Origin of the sequence: Nonomuraea sp. C10, from assembly GCF_008017515.1 — a bacterium.
Classification (GTDB): domain Bacteria; phylum Actinomycetota; class Actinomycetes; order Streptosporangiales; family Streptosporangiaceae; genus Nonomuraea; species Nonomuraea ferruginea.
This window is the reverse complement of the sequence record NZ_VPFF01000001.1, coordinates 3,787,961-3,803,747: the sequence shown is the minus strand read 5'-3', so window position 1 is coordinate 3,803,747 and position 15,787 is coordinate 3,787,961. Positions and strand designations below refer to the sequence as shown.

Genomic DNA, 15,787 nt, shown 5'->3' with positions numbered 1-15,787 from the left:
CCGATCTTAGTGGCGGCGCCGTCCGTTCACAGGAGCGCGTCGAGCAGGCGGTCCACGTCCGACCGGTCGTTGTAGTGCACCAGGCCCGCCCGCACCGCGCTGCCCGCGTCGCGGATGCCCAGCACGGCCGTCAGCTCCCAGGCGTAGTTGTGGCCGTTCCACACGTTCACCCGGCGCGCCGCCAGGTGCTCGGCCACCTCGCGCGGCGTCTTGCCCGCGACCGTGAAGTAGGCGGTGGCGGTGCGCCGGGCCGGCTTGCCGTACACCGTGACGTGCGGCATCGACTCCAGGCCCGCCAGCAGGTGGCCGAACAGCTCCAGCTCGTGCTCCTCCGCCGCGGCCATCGAAGCCAGCAGCCGCTCGCGCCGCGTCCCCGTGCCCGGCGCCATCGCCGCCAGGTGGTCCACGGCCGCGGTCACCCCGGCCAGGTCGGCGAAGGCGGCCGTGCCCCACTCGAACCGTTCGGGCACCTCGTCGGACGAGGACGCCAGCTTGTCCGGCCGGACCGTCTCCAGCAGCGCCGGGTCGGCGATCACCGCGCCGATGTGCGGCCCCGACCACTTGTAGGCGCTCGTGGCGTAGAAGTCGGCGCCCAGCGCCTTCATGTCCACCGGCCCGTGCGCGGTCGCGTGCACCCCGTCCACGTACGTGAGCGCGCCCGCCTCGTGCGCCAGCGCGCAGATCGCGGCCACGTCGGGGCGGGTGCCGAGCACGTTGCTCGCCGCCGTCACCGCCACCAGCCGGGTGCGCGGCCCGATCAGGTCCGCGTACTGCTCCACCGGCAGCTCCCCGGTGACCGGGTCCACCTCCGCCCACCGCACCGTCGCCCCGGTGTGCACCCACGGCCGCACGTTGGCGTCGTGGTCGAGCCGCGACAGCACCACCTCGTCGCCCGGCCCCCACTCCTTGGCCAGCGCTCCGGCCAGCCGGTACGTGAGCGTCGTCATGTTCGGCCCCAGGACGACCCCGTCAGGGTGGCCGCCCACCAGGTCGGCCACCGCCGCCCGGCAGCCCGCCACGATCGCGTCCGACCGGTGGCTTGCCGGGAACGCGCCGCCCACGTTGCCGATGCCCTGACGGTAGGCGCCGGCGATGGCGTCGATGACCGGCTGCGGCACCTGCGTGCCCGCCGCGCCGTCGAGGTAGGCGTACCCGTCGGCCAGCGCCGGATAGGCCGCGCGCACTGATGCGAGAGGAAAAGTCATGATGCCATCATGCTCTCGCGCGAAGCCGTCAACCGAGCCACCCACGGGATCCCGGCTTGCCCGCGGCGGGACATAGATGGTTGGGTCAGGGCAGAGGTGAACCCATGCCACAGCTTTCCGCCCTGGACGCGCAGTTTCTCCACTTCGAGACCGCGACCAACGTGGCCAACATCGCCGGACTGGCCATCCTGGACGGCGAGCTCAACCGTGCCGACCTGCAGGACCTGCTGCAGGCGCGGCTCCCGTACGTGCCCGCGCTGCGCCGCAAGCTGGCCCCGGTGCCGCTCGGCCTGGACCACCCGTACTGGGAGCAGGAGGACGATCTCGACCTCGACTACCACGTACGCGAGATCGGCCTGCCGCCGGGCGGCGACGACCGGCAGCTCGCCGAGCAGGTGTCGAGGCTGCACGCGCGCGCTCTGGACCGGTCGCGGCCGTTGTGGGAGATCTACCTGATCCACGGGCTGGCCGGCGGCCGCACCAGCCTCTACACGAAGATCCACCACGCGGCCGTCGACGGCGTCGGCGGCGCGGACGTGCTGGCCGCGCTGCTCGACCTGGCGCCCACACCCGCGCCGCCGCCCCCGCACGCGCCCGAGCGGGACGAGCCGCCGCCCGGGGCCGCCGAGATGCTGCTGCGCGGCCTGGCCAGGATGGCGCTGAACCCGGCGCACGCGGTGCGGTTCATCGCGCAGGCGGTGCCGCACATGGACGAGATCCCGGTCCTGTCCTCCCTCCCCGGCAGCCACACGCTGTCCGGGCTGGCCCGCAAGGCCGCCGGGGTGGGACAGGTGCCCGACCTGCCGGCGGCGCCGGCGCCCTGGACGCCGTTCAGCGGTCCCGTCTCCCAGCATCGGCGCTTCGCGTTCGTGTCGCTGCCGCTGGCCGAGATCAAGGCGGTGCGCAAGCGGTTCGAGGTGACGGTCAACGACGTGGTCATGGCCGTGTGCGCGGGCGCGCTGCGCCGCTGGATGGCCGCGCACGGCGGGGCGCCCGACCGGCCGCTGGTGGCCGGGGTGCCGTTCTCGCTCCGCGAGCTCGGCGACGAGCAGGCGGGCAACCAGGTCACGCTCGTGCCCGCCCCGCTGGCCGCGCACGTGGACGACCCGGTGGAGCGGCTGCGTGACGTGCGCGACGTGATGTGCCGGATCAAGGACCGGTTCGGGCTGGCGCCCGCGCGGTGGCTGCGCGAGTTCAGCGAGTCGATGCCGGCCGCCCTCATGGGGCTGGCCTCCCGGTCGGCGTTCGGGCTGCTCGGCCAGACGGCGCCGCCGATCAACGTGATGGTCTCGAACGTGCCGGGCCCGCAGTTCCCGCTGTACGTGAGCGGCGCGCGGCTGCTCTCCTTCTACCCGGTCTCGGTGATCACCGACATGAGCGGCGGGGTCAACATCACCGCCTTCTCCTACGACGGGTCGGTCGACTTCGGCGTGGTCACCGACCGGGTGATGGTGCCGGACGCGTGGGAGCTCACCGGTTACCTGCGCGACTCCCTCGACGAGCTGCTCGACGCGGAGGCGTCCTTCAAGCGATGAGGCGCACCCGGCGGCCCGGTCAGGGCCGCCGGGCGGGTCAGCCCAGGTAGTCGCGCAGGGCCATGGCCCGCGACGGGTGACGCAGCTTGGACATGGTCTTGGCCTCGATCTGGCGGATGCGCTCGCGCGTCACCCCGTAGACGCGGCCGATCTCGTCGAGCGTCATCGGGCTGCCGTTGACCAGCCCGTACCGCATCGAGATCACGCCCGCCTCGCGCTCCGACAGCTCGTCCAGCAGCGCGCGCAGCTGGTGTTGCAGCAGCGTGAAGGAGACCGCGTCGGCGGGGGAGACCGCCTCGGTGTCCTCGATCAGGTCGCCGAACTGGCTGTCGCCGTCGTCGCCCAGCGGCGTGTCGAGGGAGATCGGCTCGCGGCCGTAGCTCTGCACCTCGACCACCCGGCCCGGGGTCAGCTCCGTCTCCTCGGCGATCTCCTCGGGGGTGGGCTCACGGCCGAGTTCGCTCTGCAGCCGGCGCTGCGCCCGCGCCACCTTGTTGATCAGCTCCACCATGTGGACCGGGATGCGGATCGTGCGCGCCTGGTCGGCCATGGCGCGGGTGATCGCCTGCTTGATCCACCAGGTGGCGTAGGTGGAGAACTTGTAGCCGAGCCGGTAGTCGAACTTCTCGATCGTCCGGATCAGACCGAGGTTGCCCTCCTGGATGAGGTCGAGGAAGAGCATGCCGCGGCCCGTGTAGCGCTTGGCGATCGACACCACGAGCCTCAGGTTGGCCTCCAGCATGCGCCGCTTGGCGAGCTCGCCGTCGTCGGCGATCCACGTCAGGTCGGCGCGGAGCTCGTCGTCGAGGTCGGGCTCGGTGTCGAGCCGCTCCCTGGCGAACAGGCCGGCCTCGATCCGCTTGGCCAGCTCGATCTCCTGCTCGGCGTTGAGCAGGGGCACCCGCCCGATCTCCTTCAGATACGTCTTGACGGAGTCGGCGCCCACGGTCGCGACAGCATCGGCTGCGCTGTCGTCCAGTTCGATAACCTCTGCGGTCCGGGTCACGACACTCTCCTCGCTCGGCGGTGGACGGTTGGGCGGCGGTCGCGGGGTGCGGGCATCGGCTCCCTGGCTGATGAAGACGGAAATCTCCACTCCAAGCTACCCAACGCCCTGGAATGGTTGTGACTGCCATCACCCGGGCGGAAAGGACACCCAGGCGGCGGTCGCGTCGTCGTGGAGCTTGCCGTGCGGCACGCCTCTGGCCCGCTCCTGCTCGCGAGTCTCGGCCAGCAGCTTCTCCGGCTCGGCGGCGCCGGCCACCAGGCTCTCCCAGGCTCGCCCGTACCAGTCGGCCAGTCTCGTCGCGCCGTCGGTGAACAGCGCCGCCCCGCGCAGCTCGGCCACCGGCACCGCGCCCGCCAGCGCCTGCCCGGCGGCCTCCGGGCAGGCGCCCGCCACCCAGAAGCCGCCCGGCCGGTTGCGCAGCGAGGTCACCAGCTCCAGCGAGTACGGGCGCCCGCCCGGCAGGTGGTCGAGCCGGTCGTCGCGGACGACGGTCACCGAGCCGTCGCGCCGCCACAGCGCCACCGCCGAGTCGCACAGCACGAGGTACTCCAGCCGGTCGCCGCGACGCCGGGCGAGCGCCGCCGTGGCCGACGGCGAATGGGGGTTGCCCAGGTCGCAGGAGCCGCCGTGGGCCTTCATGGTGGCGGTGATCGCCGCCGCCAGCACCTCCGGCAGCGGTCCGCCGCCCTCGATGCCCGCCGCGAGCGCGCCGGCGAGGGTGCGCACCAGCCACGGCACCCCGTGGCGGCACCCGGGCTCCACCCCCGGCGCCGGCGTCGCGCCGTCGAGCACCACCACCCACGACGGGCCTGCCAGCACGTAGTCCTCGTTCGCCCGGCCAGGGGCGGCGGCGCTCGCGTAACTGACGCGCAGCATCGAACTCCTCATGGATGACCATCAGATCGGCGGGTACCGGCCAGGAAAAGCCATGCGGAGATCAAGATTTCCGTGTCGCCGGATCACAAACTCCCGACGCTGTTTTACATTCCCAGCACCAGGCCCACGTCCACACACCCGTTCGGTGGTGACCCTTGTGACACGCACCCGTTCGAGCCTCGTCCACCAGGCAGGTTACGCGCTCAAGAATCCGCGGAAGATCATGCCGCACCTGCGGAGACTGAGCCGTGACACCTGGCTGCGGCTGCGCACCCGCGACCACGTCTCCTACTACCGCGCCGTCATGAAGGACGACGCCGCGCGCAGCCCCGAGGGCGCCGTCGGGTCCCACTCCCACCGGCGCTGGCTGGCGATGGGCCAGATGCAGTTCGACTACCTGGTCGAGCACGGGCTCAAACCGGAGTGCCGGATGCTGGAGATCGGCTGCGGCAACCTGCGCGCCGGCCGGCTGTTCGTCGACTACCTGGACACCGGCAACTACTACGGCCTCGACATCTCGCCCGACATCCTCATGGCCGCCCAGGACACCCTGGTCGCGCACGGGCTGCGCGACAAGCTGCCCCACCTCACCCCGGTCCGCGACCTGCGCTTCGCCTTCCTGCCCGACGAGCACTTCGACGTCGTGCACGCCCACAGCGTCTTCTCCCACTCGCCGATCGAGGTGATCGACGAGTGCTTCGCGCACGTCGGGCGGGTCATGAAGCCGCACGCCTGGTTCGACTTCACCTTCGACCGCACCGAGGGCAAGGAGCACCACGTGCTGCGGGAGGACTTCTACTACCGCACCGAGACGCTCGTCGCGCTGGCCGCCCGCCACGGGCTCGACGCCGTCTTCATGGAGGACTGGGAGCAGCTCCCGCACAAGCAGTCGAAGATCCGCGTCACCCGGCGGTCCTGAAATATCGGAATGCGTCGGGGACCGGCGGGTCCCTAGAGTGCCCGGGTGAGAGACATCCGGGCGCTGCCCAAGGCCCATCTGCACGTCCACCTTGAAAGCACCGTACGGCCTGAGACCATCCGCGAGCTGGGCGGCACGCCGCCCGGAGACACGCCGTTCCGGAGCTTCCGCGAGTTCGCCGACCGGCGGGCGCGGGTGCGCGAGCTGCTGCGCACCCCCGGCGACTTCCGGCGGATCGCGGTGGAGTTCTGCGCCGACGAGGCCGCCCAGGGCGTGCGCTACGCCGAGGTGACCTTCACCGCGGCCTCCCACGGCGAGCGGGTGGGCGCGCCGGAGATGCCGCTGGAGGCGGTGCTCGACGGGCTGGCCGAGGGGCGGCGGTACGGGATCGAGTGCCGCCTGCTCCTCGACCACTCCCGCCGCCGCCCGGTCGAGCGCATGTGGCGGACGTTGAAGCTCGCGCAGCGGTACGAGGATGTGGTGGGCATCGGGCTGGCCGGCGACGAGAGCTACCCGCTGGCCCCGTTCGCCGGGGTGTGCGACGCGGCCAGGGACGCGGGGCTGCGCCTGGTGCACCACGCGGGCGAGTTCGGCGGGCCCGGCAGCATCCGGGAGGCGCTCACCCTCGGCCACGCCGGGCGGATCGGGCACGGCATCCGCGTGCTGGAGGATCCGGAGCTGGTGCGGGAGGTGCGCGGGCGGGGGATCGCGCTGGAGGTGTGCCCGACGTCGAACGTGCTGCTCGGGCTGGTGCCGTCGCTGGCGGCGCATCCGCTGCCGCTGCTGCGCGAGGCGGGGCTGGTGGTGACGCTCAACACCGACGGGGAGACGTCACTGGCGGACGAGTACGCCCGCGTGCGCGACACGTTCCGGTGGCCGGACGCCGAGCTGGCGGCGCTGGCCAGGGCGGGTGTCGTGGCGTCGTTCGCCGGGCCGGAGCTGAAGGCGGAGATGCTGGAGGGCATCGACGCGTGGCTGGGCGGTGGTGCCTGATCGGTGGGGGATGCGGGGGGATCTGCGGGGGACCGGCTTGTAAGCGGTCGCGCGGGCGGCGGACTCCGCCGAGGTGCTGCCATCCCTGCCGCAGGCTCTCGTGGCCGGCGGGCTGCACCGGTCCTTCCCCCTGATCATCACCGGGCTGGTGGACGGCCTCCCAGGCGGCCGAAGGCCGGAAGACGGCTCCCCATGCCCTCCGCGACGTCGCCCCCCACTTGTGTGAGACGGGCGCGCGGCTTGGGTCCGGTTCGAACGAGTGCGACCCGTGACGCTGCAGTTCCGCGGTGGATCGGCATCCACGCAGGTAGATCGTCGACCGGCAACCGGATAGGCGGGCCGGCAAGCCGCATCCGGCCAGGCGGACGGGCGATTCACATTCGGCCGGTTGGATCGGGAACCCGCATTCGGACAGGCGGTTCGGCGATCCGCGTGCGGCCAGGTGAATCGCGGGGCGGAAACCGGGCGGGCGGACGGCCGGCCGGAATCCGGGCAGGCGGGTTAAGGTGCGGTGGGGCCGGCGGCATCCGGGCGCGGCCGTGCCTGACCGCCGCCCGGCCACGGCCGGGACCGGCCGGCGTCCGGGGACGACAGGAACCGACCGGCGCGCGCATCGCCGCGCGGCGGGACGGGTCTGAGACGGCGACTCGCCATACATGGTGCAACTCCTCGCACGAGTCTTCTCCTCAGACCTACCGCCTGGCCAGTGGGCGCAAGCCCAAATTCTCACCAAGTCTCGGCCTAGGCGTGAGCTCCCACGCCGACGGGGCCGACCGTCAGCCGCGGTGTCCCCTCCAGGATGCCGCCGATCCGCGCCACCTGCTCGTCCAGCTCACGTAGCGCGGCGGCGGACAGCTCGGCCAGCGGTTCCACGGTGACGTCGATCCGCTTGCCCGAGCGCCGCTGGTGCCACACCCCGGCGACCTGCCCGTCCACGAGCAGCACGGGGTAGTTGCCCGCCTGCCCGCCCGCCAGCGCCCGCCGCGCGGCGGCTCCCTCGTACAGCAGCTCGCGCGGCCGGCCCGCGACCACGTACGCGTCGAAGTACGGCAGCAGCCGGACCCCGCGCGGCGGCTCGTCCGGCACCCCGGTGTCGCCCGCGAGCACCCACGCCGGCCGGCCGTCCAGCCGCACCTCCTCCAGCTCGACCAGCTCGAACGCCGCCACGGCCCACCGCTTCGGCCCGCCCGCCCACTGGGCGAAGTGCTCAGGCGTGGCCGGCCCGTACGCGGTCAGGTAGGCCCTGACCAGCTCGGCCCGCCCGTCCACCGGCCGGAGCTCGCCCGGCGGCGCGGTGTAGGTCACCTTCCGGCCCCTGACCGGCCCGAACACGAACGCGCCGCGGTGCGCCGCCAGCGCCATCGCCTGCCGCCAGCGCGGCCACATGGTCTGGAACGCCGGCATCACGAGGTCGCCCGCCCACGGCCCGGCCACCTCGATCACCGCCTCGCTCAGCTCGTCGATCGTCAGCGTCCGCCCCGCCACCACCTCCCGGATGGCGGCCACCACCCGCTCGGTCTGCTCCGCCGTCATCCGCACCCCTTCGGAGAACGCGTTCGTCCCGGCCGGGATGGAGGACATCGCCCCCACCCACAGGGGCAGGTCCCGCGTGGGCAGCAGGTGCACGGTGCCGCGCGGCCCGTGCGTCTTGACCAGGCTGCGCGCGCCCCACAGCGCCTCGCGCACGTCGGCTCGCGTGGCGTCATCCATGCGCAGCGCCACCGACACCTCGGCCGCCGACATCACCTGGGCGTGCGCCCCGCACATCGCCGCCACCACCCCGGCCGGCCGGCCGCCGCCCGCCGCCGTTCCGTCCAGCCCCGCCCGGGCCAGCCGCCGCGCGCTCACCTGGCTCCACGTCATCTCGATCACGCCTTCACCGTACGAGACGACGCGGAAAGCTCCGTTCCGCGTTGGTCGGCGATCAGCCGCGCGGTACGGTCGGGCATGCGGACGTTACTCACGTGCCTCATCACCGCCCTGCTGCTGACCACGGCCTGCGGAGACGCCGCCCCCGCCGACCCGCGGCTGCGCGCGGAGCTGCTGGAGATGCTGCGGCTGGACCAGGAGGTCAGGACCCCCGACGCCGATCAGGCCGACTGGGACCGGATCGAACGCGCCAACACCGAGCGCATGCGCCAGATCCTGGACGAACACGGCTGGCCCGGCTACGAGCTGGTGGGCGAGGACGGCGAGGACGCCGCCTGGGCGCTCGTCCAGCACGCCGACCGCGCCCTCGACCTGCAGCGCCGGGCTCTGGCCCTGCTGCACGAGGCGGTCGCGAAGGGCGACGCCTCCCCGGGCAACCTCGCCTACCTGGAGGACCGGGTGCGCGTCGCCGAGGGCAAGCCGCAGCGCTACGGCACCCAGTGGGAGCCGACCCAGGACGGCCAGTGGCGGCCGCGCACCCCCATCGAGGACGAGGCCGGGGTGGAGGAGCGCCGCGCCGAGGCCGGGCTGCAGCCGCTCGCCGAGTACCTGGAAGAGCTCAAGTCCTTGGAGTAGGGCGCCGCGTTAGGGTGTCAGCGTGCATGAGGAACGCCGATGAAGTACCTACTGCTGATCTACGGCAACCCCGCGTCCCAGGAGGCGATCGCCCGCGCGCGGGACCAGGTCATGGCCGAGGTCGACACGCTGATGAAGGAGCTGGCCGCGACCGGTGAGCTGGTCGGCGGCCAGGCCCTGGCCGGGCCCGCCGAGTCGAAGACGGTCGTGGTGCGCGACGGCGTGCCCGCGGTCACCGACGGGCCGTTCCTGGAGAGCAAGGAGTTCCTGGCCGGCTACCTCATCGTCGAGTGCGACAGCGTCGAGCGGGCCACCGACATCGCCGCCCGCTGGCCGGACGCCCGCCTGTGCGCGATGGAGGTGCGGCCGATCATCAACGAGGTCACCGCGTGAGCACGGCTGTGGCCGACGACCTGCTGCGCGAGCTCGTCCCCCAGGTTCTCGGCGTGCTCGTGCGCCGCCACGGGCAGTTCGACGCCTGCGAGGACGCCGTCCAGGAGGCGCTGATCGACGCGGCCGTGCAGTGGCCGGCGCAGGGCCTGCCGGACAACCCGCGCGCCTGGCTGCTCACCGTGGCCACCCGCCGGCTGACCGACCAGGTGCGCAGCGAGTCCGCCCGCCGCCGCAGGGAGGAGAACGCCGCCGCCCGCACGCCCGCCGACGAACTGGTCGCCCCGGCTCCCGGCGAGGAGCGGGCGCCCGGCGGCGACGACACGCTCACCCTGCTCTTCCTGTGCTGCCACCCGGCGCTGTCACAGCCCTCCCAGCTCGCGCTCACCCTGCGCGCCGTCGGCGGCCTGACCACCGCCGAGATCGCCGCCGCCTTCCTGGTGCCCGAGGCGACCATGGCGCAGCGCATCAGCCGGGCCAAACAGCGCATCAGGGCCGCCGGCGTGCCGTTCGCGCCGCCGCCCGAACCGGAGCGCGCGGGGCGGCTGCGCGTGGTCCTGCACGTGCTCTACCTGATCTTCAACGAGGGCTACGCCGCCACCTCGGGCCCCGACCTGCACCGGCCCGAGCTGACCGCCGAGGCGATCCGGCTGGCCAGGGAACTGCACCGGCTGCTGCCCGGCGACGGCGAGGTCACGGGCCTGCTGGCGCTCATGCTGCTGACCGAGGCGCGCCGCCCGGCCCGCACCGACGAGGCGGGCCGGCTCGTCCCCCTCGACGAGCAGGACCGCGCCCTGTGGGACCGCCGGCTCGTCGCCGAGGGCGTCGCGCTCGTCACCGGCGCGCTGGCCGGCGCGCCCCTCGGCCCCTACCAGGTGCAGGCCGCGATCGCGGCCGTGCACGACGAGGCGCCCGCTGCGGCCGACACCGACTGGCGGCAGATCCTGGCTCTGTACGGGGTGCTCGCGGAGCTGGACGACAATCCCGTCGTCGCGCTCAACCAGGCGGTCGCCGCGGCGATGGTGCACGGCCCGCGGACCGGGCTGGCGCGGCTCGACGAGCTGGCCCGTGACGGGCGGCTGGCGGGCCATCACCGGCTCCACTCCGTCCGCGCCCACCTGCTCGAACGCGCGGGTGAGCCGGAGGCGGCCGCGGACGCCTACCGTGAGGCCGCCCGCCGCACCACCAGCCTGCCCGAGCGCCGCTATCTGGAGGACAGGGCGGCCGCGGTGTGCTGACCCGATAGTTGACAATTATTTTTTTCGGTGCGATGTTGGGCCCATGTACGAAGTGACGGTGATCGAGGATCCCGCGGCGGCCGAGGCGTCGCTCGATCCCATGCGCTCCAGGCTGCTGGCCGAGCTGGTCGAGCCGGGCTCGGCGACCTCGCTCGCCGCCAAGGTCGGCCTGGCCAGGCAGAAGGTCAACTACCATCTGCGCACGCTGGAGAAGCACGGCCTGGTCGAGCTGGTCGAGGAACGCAAGAAGGGCAACGTGACCGAGCGGGTGATGCAGGCCAAGGCCGCGTCCTTCGTGATCTCCCCGGTGGCGCTGGCCGCCGTGCAGCCCGACCCCGAGCGCGCCCCCGACCGGCTGTCGGCCCGCTGGCTGCTGGCCGTGGCCGCCAAGCTGGTGCGCGACGTGGGCACGCTGATCACCGGCGCCGCCACGGCGGGCAAGCGGGTGGCCACGTTCGCCATCGACGGAGAGGTCCGCTTCGCCTCGGCCGCCGACCGGGCGGCGTTCGCCGAGGAGCTGGCCGACGCCGTCACCCATCTGGTGAGCAAGTATCACGACGAGCAGGCCGCGGGCGGTCGCGAGCACCGGCTCGTCGTCGCCGTGCACCCCGCGGTGAAGGAGGAGCGCTGAGGTGGGACGCGAGTTCGAGCTGCCCCAGGAGGCCGTCGTCGAGGCGACCCCGGAGGAGGTGTGGGCGGCCATCTCGACCGGGCCCGGCATCGACTCGTGGTACCTGGGCCGCAGCCAGGTGGCCGGCGGGGTGGTGCGCACCGCCTTCGGCGGCGGCGAGATGGAGCCGTCCAGGGTGACCGCGGCGGAGGAGCCGCGCCACTTCGCCCACACCAGCGACATCGCCGCGGACGGGCGCTTCGTCGCCTACGAGTTCCTCGTCGAGGGCCGCGGCCAGGGCAGCACCATGGTGCGCATGGTCACCAGCGGCTTCCTGCCCGGCGACGACTGGGCCGACGAGTTCGAGGCCATGTCCGGCGGCCTGTCCCTGTTCTTCGCCACGCTCGTCGAGTATCTGACGCACTTCCCCGGCCGCCACGCGACCCCGGTCGTGGAGTTCGGCCCGCCGGTGACCGACTGGCCGCGCGCCTGGGAGATCCTGTACGCGGAACTCGGGCACGCCACGCCGGGCGACAAGGTCAGACTGGACGCGGCCGGGGTGGAGGGCGTCGTCTACCACCGCGGCGACCAGACGCTGGGCATCCGCGCACCCGACGCGCTCTACCGGTTCATGCAGGGCTTCCACGGCCCGATGATCGCCTCCCACCACGTGTTCGGCGACGCCTCGGGCCAGGGCCCGGCCTGGCGGGCCTGGCTGGAACGGCTCTACGGCTGAGCCTTGCGGGCCCGTACCGCCAGCACCAGCGGGACGGGCCCGCCGCTCTCCTCGAACCGCTCCGGCGTCAGCCCCGCCGCCAGGAAGTCGTTGAGCAGGCCGGACAGCGGCCAGTGGCTGGCGCCCACCTTGGCGCGCACGCCCTTGTCGGTCCACGACTCCTTGGTCCAGTGGCTGTCGCGGTATCCGGGCCGGATCACCAGCGCTCCCGGGTCGCTGCGGTCGGCGAACCCGCCGCAGAAGCACGGATGCACCCCCACGTGCACGAACAGCCCGCCGGGACGCAGCACCCTGGCCGCCTCGCGCAGCACCTGGGGGTAGCGGGGCATGTCGGTGTGCACCATCACCGCGATCACGGCGGGCAGGCGGCCGTCCGCGAACGGCAGCCGCGCCGCGTCCGCCCGCAGCGTCGGCAGGCGGCCCCGGGCGTGGCGGAGCATCCGCTCCGACAGGTCCACCCCGAACGGCGCCCACCCCAGTTCGCGCACCACCCGGGCGTGCACGCCGGTGCCGCACCCGATCTCCAGGCACGGGCCCGCGCCCTCGCCCAGCAGCCCGCGCAGCACCCCCTCGATGCCCAGCGGGTCACCGGCGCCGAGGAACTCCTCTGCGTACCAGTCGGCGATCTCGTCGTAAGCGGCCTTCATCACCTCAGCGGATCACGCCGCCCGCTACCCGGCCAGGCTTTCCGCCGACGGCTCAGGACTCACGGCGCGCCGAAGATCGCGTCGCGGGCCGTCGTCAGGGCCGTCACCACCGCCCCCTTGACCACCGGGTCGCCCTCGACCTCCGTCACCCGAACCTCGGTCGGCACGGGCGCCACCGCCGCGAGCCCGTCCGCGACCCGGGAGGCCAGCTCCGCGCCGCCCTCGCGCCCGGTGTCGCCGGCCAGCACGACCAGGCCGGGGTCCAGCACCGCGACCCCGGGGAACGCCGCCAGCACCACCCGGCGGGCCAGCTCGCCGAGGTCCAGCCGGGAGACCTCCTGCCTGGTGAGCAGATCGCAGATCGACCCGGCCGAGGAGTCGAGGAAGCCGATCTCGCCCGCGCCGCCCGACGCCCCCTGCCGCGGCCTGCCGCCGAGCACGACGGCCGCGCCGATCCCCTCGTCGAGCCAGAGCATGACGAAGTCGTCCCGCCCGGCCGCCGCCCCCTCGCGGTGCTCGGCCAGCGCGGCCAGGTTGACCTCGTTCTCCAGCACGACCGGCGCGGCCAGCCGTGCGCGCAGGTCGCCCAGCAGGCCGGGCCGCCAGCCGGGGAGCATGCTCGCCTCCAGCATGTCGCCGGTCCGCGGGTCCACCACGCCGGGCACGCCGACGGCCACCGCGTCGACGGCCCGGCCGGCCGCCGCCTCGGTGACCGCCGCGGCGACCTGCTCGGCCAGGTCGCCGCCCGCCTCGCGGGTGCGGGTGCCGACGGTCGTGCCCGCCAGGTCAGTGACGACCGCGTGGATGGCGTCGCGGCGCACGCCGACGCCCGCCACGTGCGCGCGTCCGGCGACGATCCGGTAGAGCTTGGCGTTCGGGCCGCGCCGGTCGCCGCCGGTCATGCCGTGCGCCTCGACCAGCCCGCCGGCCTGGAGCCGCTCGATGAGGTCCGACACGGTGGGCCGCGACAGCCCGGTCAGCGTCTTGAGCTGCGGCGCCGTCAGCGGGCCCTGCTCCAGCAGGAGGTCCAGGGCCAGCCGGTCGTTGATCGCGCGAGCGGTGCTCGGGGTCGCCGTACGCATCTTTCCTCTTTTCATCAGGAACCCTACCTGATAATTTACTACCCATGAGACATCCCCATCATCGCGCCATCGCCGCGGCCTTCGCCTTGCACGGAGCGGTCACGGGCAGCCTGGTCACCCGCACGCCGTGGATCCAGGACAACCTCGGCCTGGAGCCCGCCATGCTCGGGCTGGCCCTGCTCTGCCCACCGGTCGGGGCGTTCCTGACGATGCCCACGACCGGCCGGTTAGCCCACCACTTCGGCGCGCGGACCGTGTTGCGGGTGTTGCTCCCGCTCAACTGCGCGGCGCTGGTGCTGCCCGCTTTCGCGCCCGGGTTCGGCTGGCTGTGCCTGGTGATGTTCCTGCTCGGCGCCACCGCCGGCGCCGTCGACGTGGTCATGAACGCGCAGGGCGTCGAGGTGGAGCGGCGGGTCGGCCGTTCGGTGATGGCGGGCCTGCACGGCATGTGGAGCGTCGGCAACTTCGCCGGGGCCGGCGTCGGCGTGGCGGCCGCGCACGCCGGGCTCGACGCCCGCGCCCACCACGTCATGGTGGCCGCACTGCTGATGGCCGCCACCGTACCGGCGCTCCGGGGGGTTCCCGGCGGGCGGCCCGCCTCGGGCGGGCACACGCCGCCGCACTTCGCCCTCCCGTCGAAGGCCGTGTTCGTCATCGGCCTGGTCGGGGTGTGCGCCGCGGTGGTCGAGCTGTCCAGCATGCAGTGGGCCGCCGTCTACACCATCGCGGTCACCGGTTCGAGCGAGGCCGTGGGCGCCGTCGCGTACGCGGTCTTCGCCGGTTTCATGGTGCTCGCCCGGTTCCGCGCGGACGCGGTCATCGGCAGGTTCGGCCCGGTCCGTACCGTGCGGTGGGCCGCCGTGCTGGCCACACTCGGCACAGTGGTGATCGCGGCCGGACGCGTCCCGGCCGTCACCGTCACGGGGTTCGCGCTGTTCGGCGTGGGCATGGCGGTCGTCATCCCGCTCGTGTTCGCCGCCGCCGGCAACGCGGGCAAGGACACGGCCACCGGCGTGGCCGGGGCCGCCACGATGACGTACCTGGCCGGGCTGGCCGCGCCGGGGGCGACCGGCTGGCTGGCGGGCGCCGCGTCCTTCCCCGCCGTGTTCTGGGTGTTCGCCGCGCTCACCGCCGTGATGGGCCTGCTGGCCGGCGCGTTGCGGCCGGCGGCGGCGTCGCGGCCCGTGCCGGTGCCGGCCGGGAAGCGGTGAGCTATGGGCGGCGTGACCTGGCGGTCTCCAGGCCGTCGAGGACCAGCGCGAGCCCCGTCTCGAACGCCTGGCTCGACTTGCGCTCCAGATAGGCGACGGGCTCCTCGCCCGGCCGCGGCGGCCCGGCCTCGACCCGCGACAGCACCGGATAGCGGCCGGCGAAGCCGGGTGCGACCTCCGCCAGGATCGCGCCCCTGGCCCGCCACCACTCCTCGTCGGACACGCCCGTCTCGGCCCCGGCCCGCCGGGTCTCGGCCACGGTGGCGGCCGACCCGCGGACGAAGTCGGTGAGCAGCGACACGGCGCCGCGCAGCACCTCCGGCGGCAGGCCCGTCTCGTGCAGGATCCCCGCCAGCGACTCCAGCAGCGTGAACTCGTTCGGCCCGAGCACCGGCCGGGCCTGCGAGAGCCGCAACGCCCACGGGTGGCGCAGGTAGAAGGCACGCACCTCGCGGGCCCACGCCGACACCGCCGCCCGCCAGCCGTCCGACAGGTCGTAGGCCGCGGGCAACGCGGCCAGCGCCCGGTCGTACATGAGGTCGACGAGTTCGCCCTTGCCCGGTACGTACGTGTAGAGCGCCATGCCGCTGCGGCCCAGCCGCTCGCCGACCCGCCGCATGGACACCGCGGCCATGCCCTCGGCGTCGGCGATGGCGATGGCGGCGTCGACGATCTCGTCGACGCTCAGGCCGGGCTTGGGGCCGGGACGGGCCTCCTGGGCGGGCCCGGCCCGCCACAGCAGCGCCATCGACCGGCGTGGATCACCTTGCCCGGCGTAGACGACCAACGTGCGGCTCCTCGGGGATCTCTCTACGCGTCGAGGATATCCGC

General features: G+C 73.7%; 15 protein-coding genes and 1 pseudogene. 9 read left to right on the top strand and 7 right to left on the bottom strand.

All coding sequences use genetic code 11. The features are described 5' to 3' along the window. Positions 1-26 precede the first annotated feature (26 nt). Positions 27-1,205 (bottom strand): cysteine desulfurase-like protein, encoded by a 1,179-nt coding sequence (locus FR742_RS17420; RefSeq protein WP_148031916.1) that lies wholly within the window; start codon positions 1,203-1,205, stop codon positions 27-29. 104 nt (positions 1,206-1,309) lie between these two features. On the opposite strand from FR742_RS17420, the gene FR742_RS17415 reads away from it, so the two are divergent. Then, entirely contained in the window at positions 1,310-2,740 is a 1,431-nt protein-coding gene (locus tag FR742_RS17415) for a wax ester/triacylglycerol synthase family O-acyltransferase (RefSeq protein WP_148031915.1), read from the top strand. A gap of 37 nt (positions 2,741-2,777) precedes the next feature. Here FR742_RS17415 and FR742_RS17410 read toward each other — a convergent pair. Together FR742_RS17410 and FR742_RS17405 are read right to left on the bottom strand one after the other, a co-directional pair. Beyond that, a pseudogene (locus FR742_RS17410) lies at positions 2,778-3,716 on the bottom strand (RNA polymerase sigma factor); the annotation flags it as partial. A 159-nt stretch (positions 3,717-3,875) separates the two neighbouring features. After that, positions 3,876-4,625: a protein phosphatase 2C domain-containing protein gene (locus FR742_RS17405; protein ID WP_148031913.1), complete on the bottom strand. Its 750-nt coding sequence runs from the start codon at positions 4,623-4,625 to the stop codon at positions 3,876-3,878. A gap of 157 nt (positions 4,626-4,782) precedes the next feature. On the opposite strand from FR742_RS17405, the gene FR742_RS17400 reads away from it, so the two are divergent. Together FR742_RS17400 and add are read left to right on the top strand one after the other, a co-directional pair. Next, entirely contained in the window at positions 4,783-5,544 is a 762-nt protein-coding gene (locus FR742_RS17400) for a class I SAM-dependent methyltransferase (protein WP_261808583.1), read from the top strand. Between the two features lie 45 nt (positions 5,545-5,589). After that, complete coding sequence (gene add / locus FR742_RS17395; RefSeq protein ID WP_148031911.1) at positions 5,590-6,537, top strand: adenosine deaminase; 948 nt, start codon at positions 5,590-5,592, stop codon at positions 6,535-6,537. A 741-nt stretch (positions 6,538-7,278) separates the two neighbouring features. On the opposite strand, the gene FR742_RS17390 is transcribed toward add, so the two are convergent. Beyond that, positions 7,279-8,400 carry a winged helix DNA-binding domain-containing protein gene (locus tag FR742_RS17390; protein WP_148034627.1) on the bottom strand — a complete coding sequence of 374 codons (1,122 nt, stop codon included), beginning with the start codon at positions 8,398-8,400 and terminating at the stop codon, positions 7,279-7,281. Positions 8,401-8,484: 84 nt separating this feature from the next. Between FR742_RS17390 and FR742_RS17385 the strand changes: the two genes are divergently transcribed. The 5 genes from FR742_RS17385 to FR742_RS17365 are packed head-to-tail and all read left to right on the top strand — an operon-like array spanning position 8,485 to position 12,016. Next, positions 8,485-9,042 (top strand): DUF6624 domain-containing protein, encoded by a 558-nt coding sequence (locus FR742_RS17385; protein ID WP_222708964.1) that lies wholly within the window; start codon positions 8,485-8,487, stop codon positions 9,040-9,042. 39 nt (positions 9,043-9,081) lie between these two features. Beyond that, the gene (locus tag FR742_RS17380; protein WP_148031910.1) at positions 9,082-9,435 is read left to right on the top strand and encodes a YciI family protein; all 354 of its coding nucleotides are present in this window, start codon (positions 9,082-9,084) and stop codon (positions 9,433-9,435) included. Then, a complete protein-coding gene (locus FR742_RS17375) occupies positions 9,432-10,670 on the top strand; it encodes an RNA polymerase sigma factor (RefSeq protein WP_261808582.1) in 1,239 nt (412 codons plus the stop codon). Before FR742_RS17380 ends, FR742_RS17375 begins: the two co-directional genes overlap by 4 nt. A 43-nt stretch (positions 10,671-10,713) precedes the next feature. Beyond that, complete coding sequence (locus FR742_RS17370) at positions 10,714-11,301, top strand: helix-turn-helix domain-containing protein (RefSeq protein ID WP_187281186.1); 588 nt, start codon at positions 10,714-10,716, stop codon at positions 11,299-11,301. 1 nt (position 11,302) lies between these two features. Then, the gene (locus FR742_RS17365) at positions 11,303-12,016 is read left to right on the top strand and encodes an SRPBCC domain-containing protein (RefSeq protein ID WP_148031909.1); all 714 of its coding nucleotides are present in this window, start codon (positions 11,303-11,305) and stop codon (positions 12,014-12,016) included. On the opposite strand, the gene FR742_RS17360 is transcribed toward FR742_RS17365, so the two are convergent. Both FR742_RS17360 and FR742_RS17355 read right to left on the bottom strand, forming a co-directional pair. Further along, a complete protein-coding gene (locus FR742_RS17360; protein WP_148031908.1) occupies positions 12,007-12,663 on the bottom strand; it encodes a class I SAM-dependent methyltransferase in 657 nt (218 codons plus the stop codon). The two genes, FR742_RS17365 and FR742_RS17360, sit on opposite strands and share 10 nt — an antisense overlap. 59 nt (positions 12,664-12,722) lie before the next feature. Continuing rightward, positions 12,723-13,745 carry an ROK family transcriptional regulator gene (locus FR742_RS17355; protein ID WP_222708963.1) on the bottom strand — a complete coding sequence of 341 codons (1,023 nt, stop codon included), beginning with the start codon at positions 13,743-13,745 and terminating at the stop codon, positions 12,723-12,725. A gap of 44 nt (positions 13,746-13,789) precedes the next feature. Here FR742_RS17355 and FR742_RS17350 point away from each other — a divergent pair, with 44 nt between their 5' ends. Further along, positions 13,790-14,956: an MFS transporter gene (locus FR742_RS17350; protein WP_148031906.1), complete on the top strand. Its 1,167-nt coding sequence runs from the start codon at positions 13,790-13,792 to the stop codon at positions 14,954-14,956. 1 nt (position 14,957) lies between these two features. Here FR742_RS17350 and FR742_RS17345 read toward each other — a convergent pair whose 3' ends face one another. After that, positions 14,958-15,704 carry a TetR/AcrR family transcriptional regulator C-terminal domain-containing protein gene (locus FR742_RS17345; protein ID WP_315970618.1) on the bottom strand — a complete coding sequence of 249 codons (747 nt, stop codon included), beginning with the start codon at positions 15,702-15,704 and terminating at the stop codon, positions 14,958-14,960. Positions 15,705-15,787 lie beyond the last annotated feature (83 nt).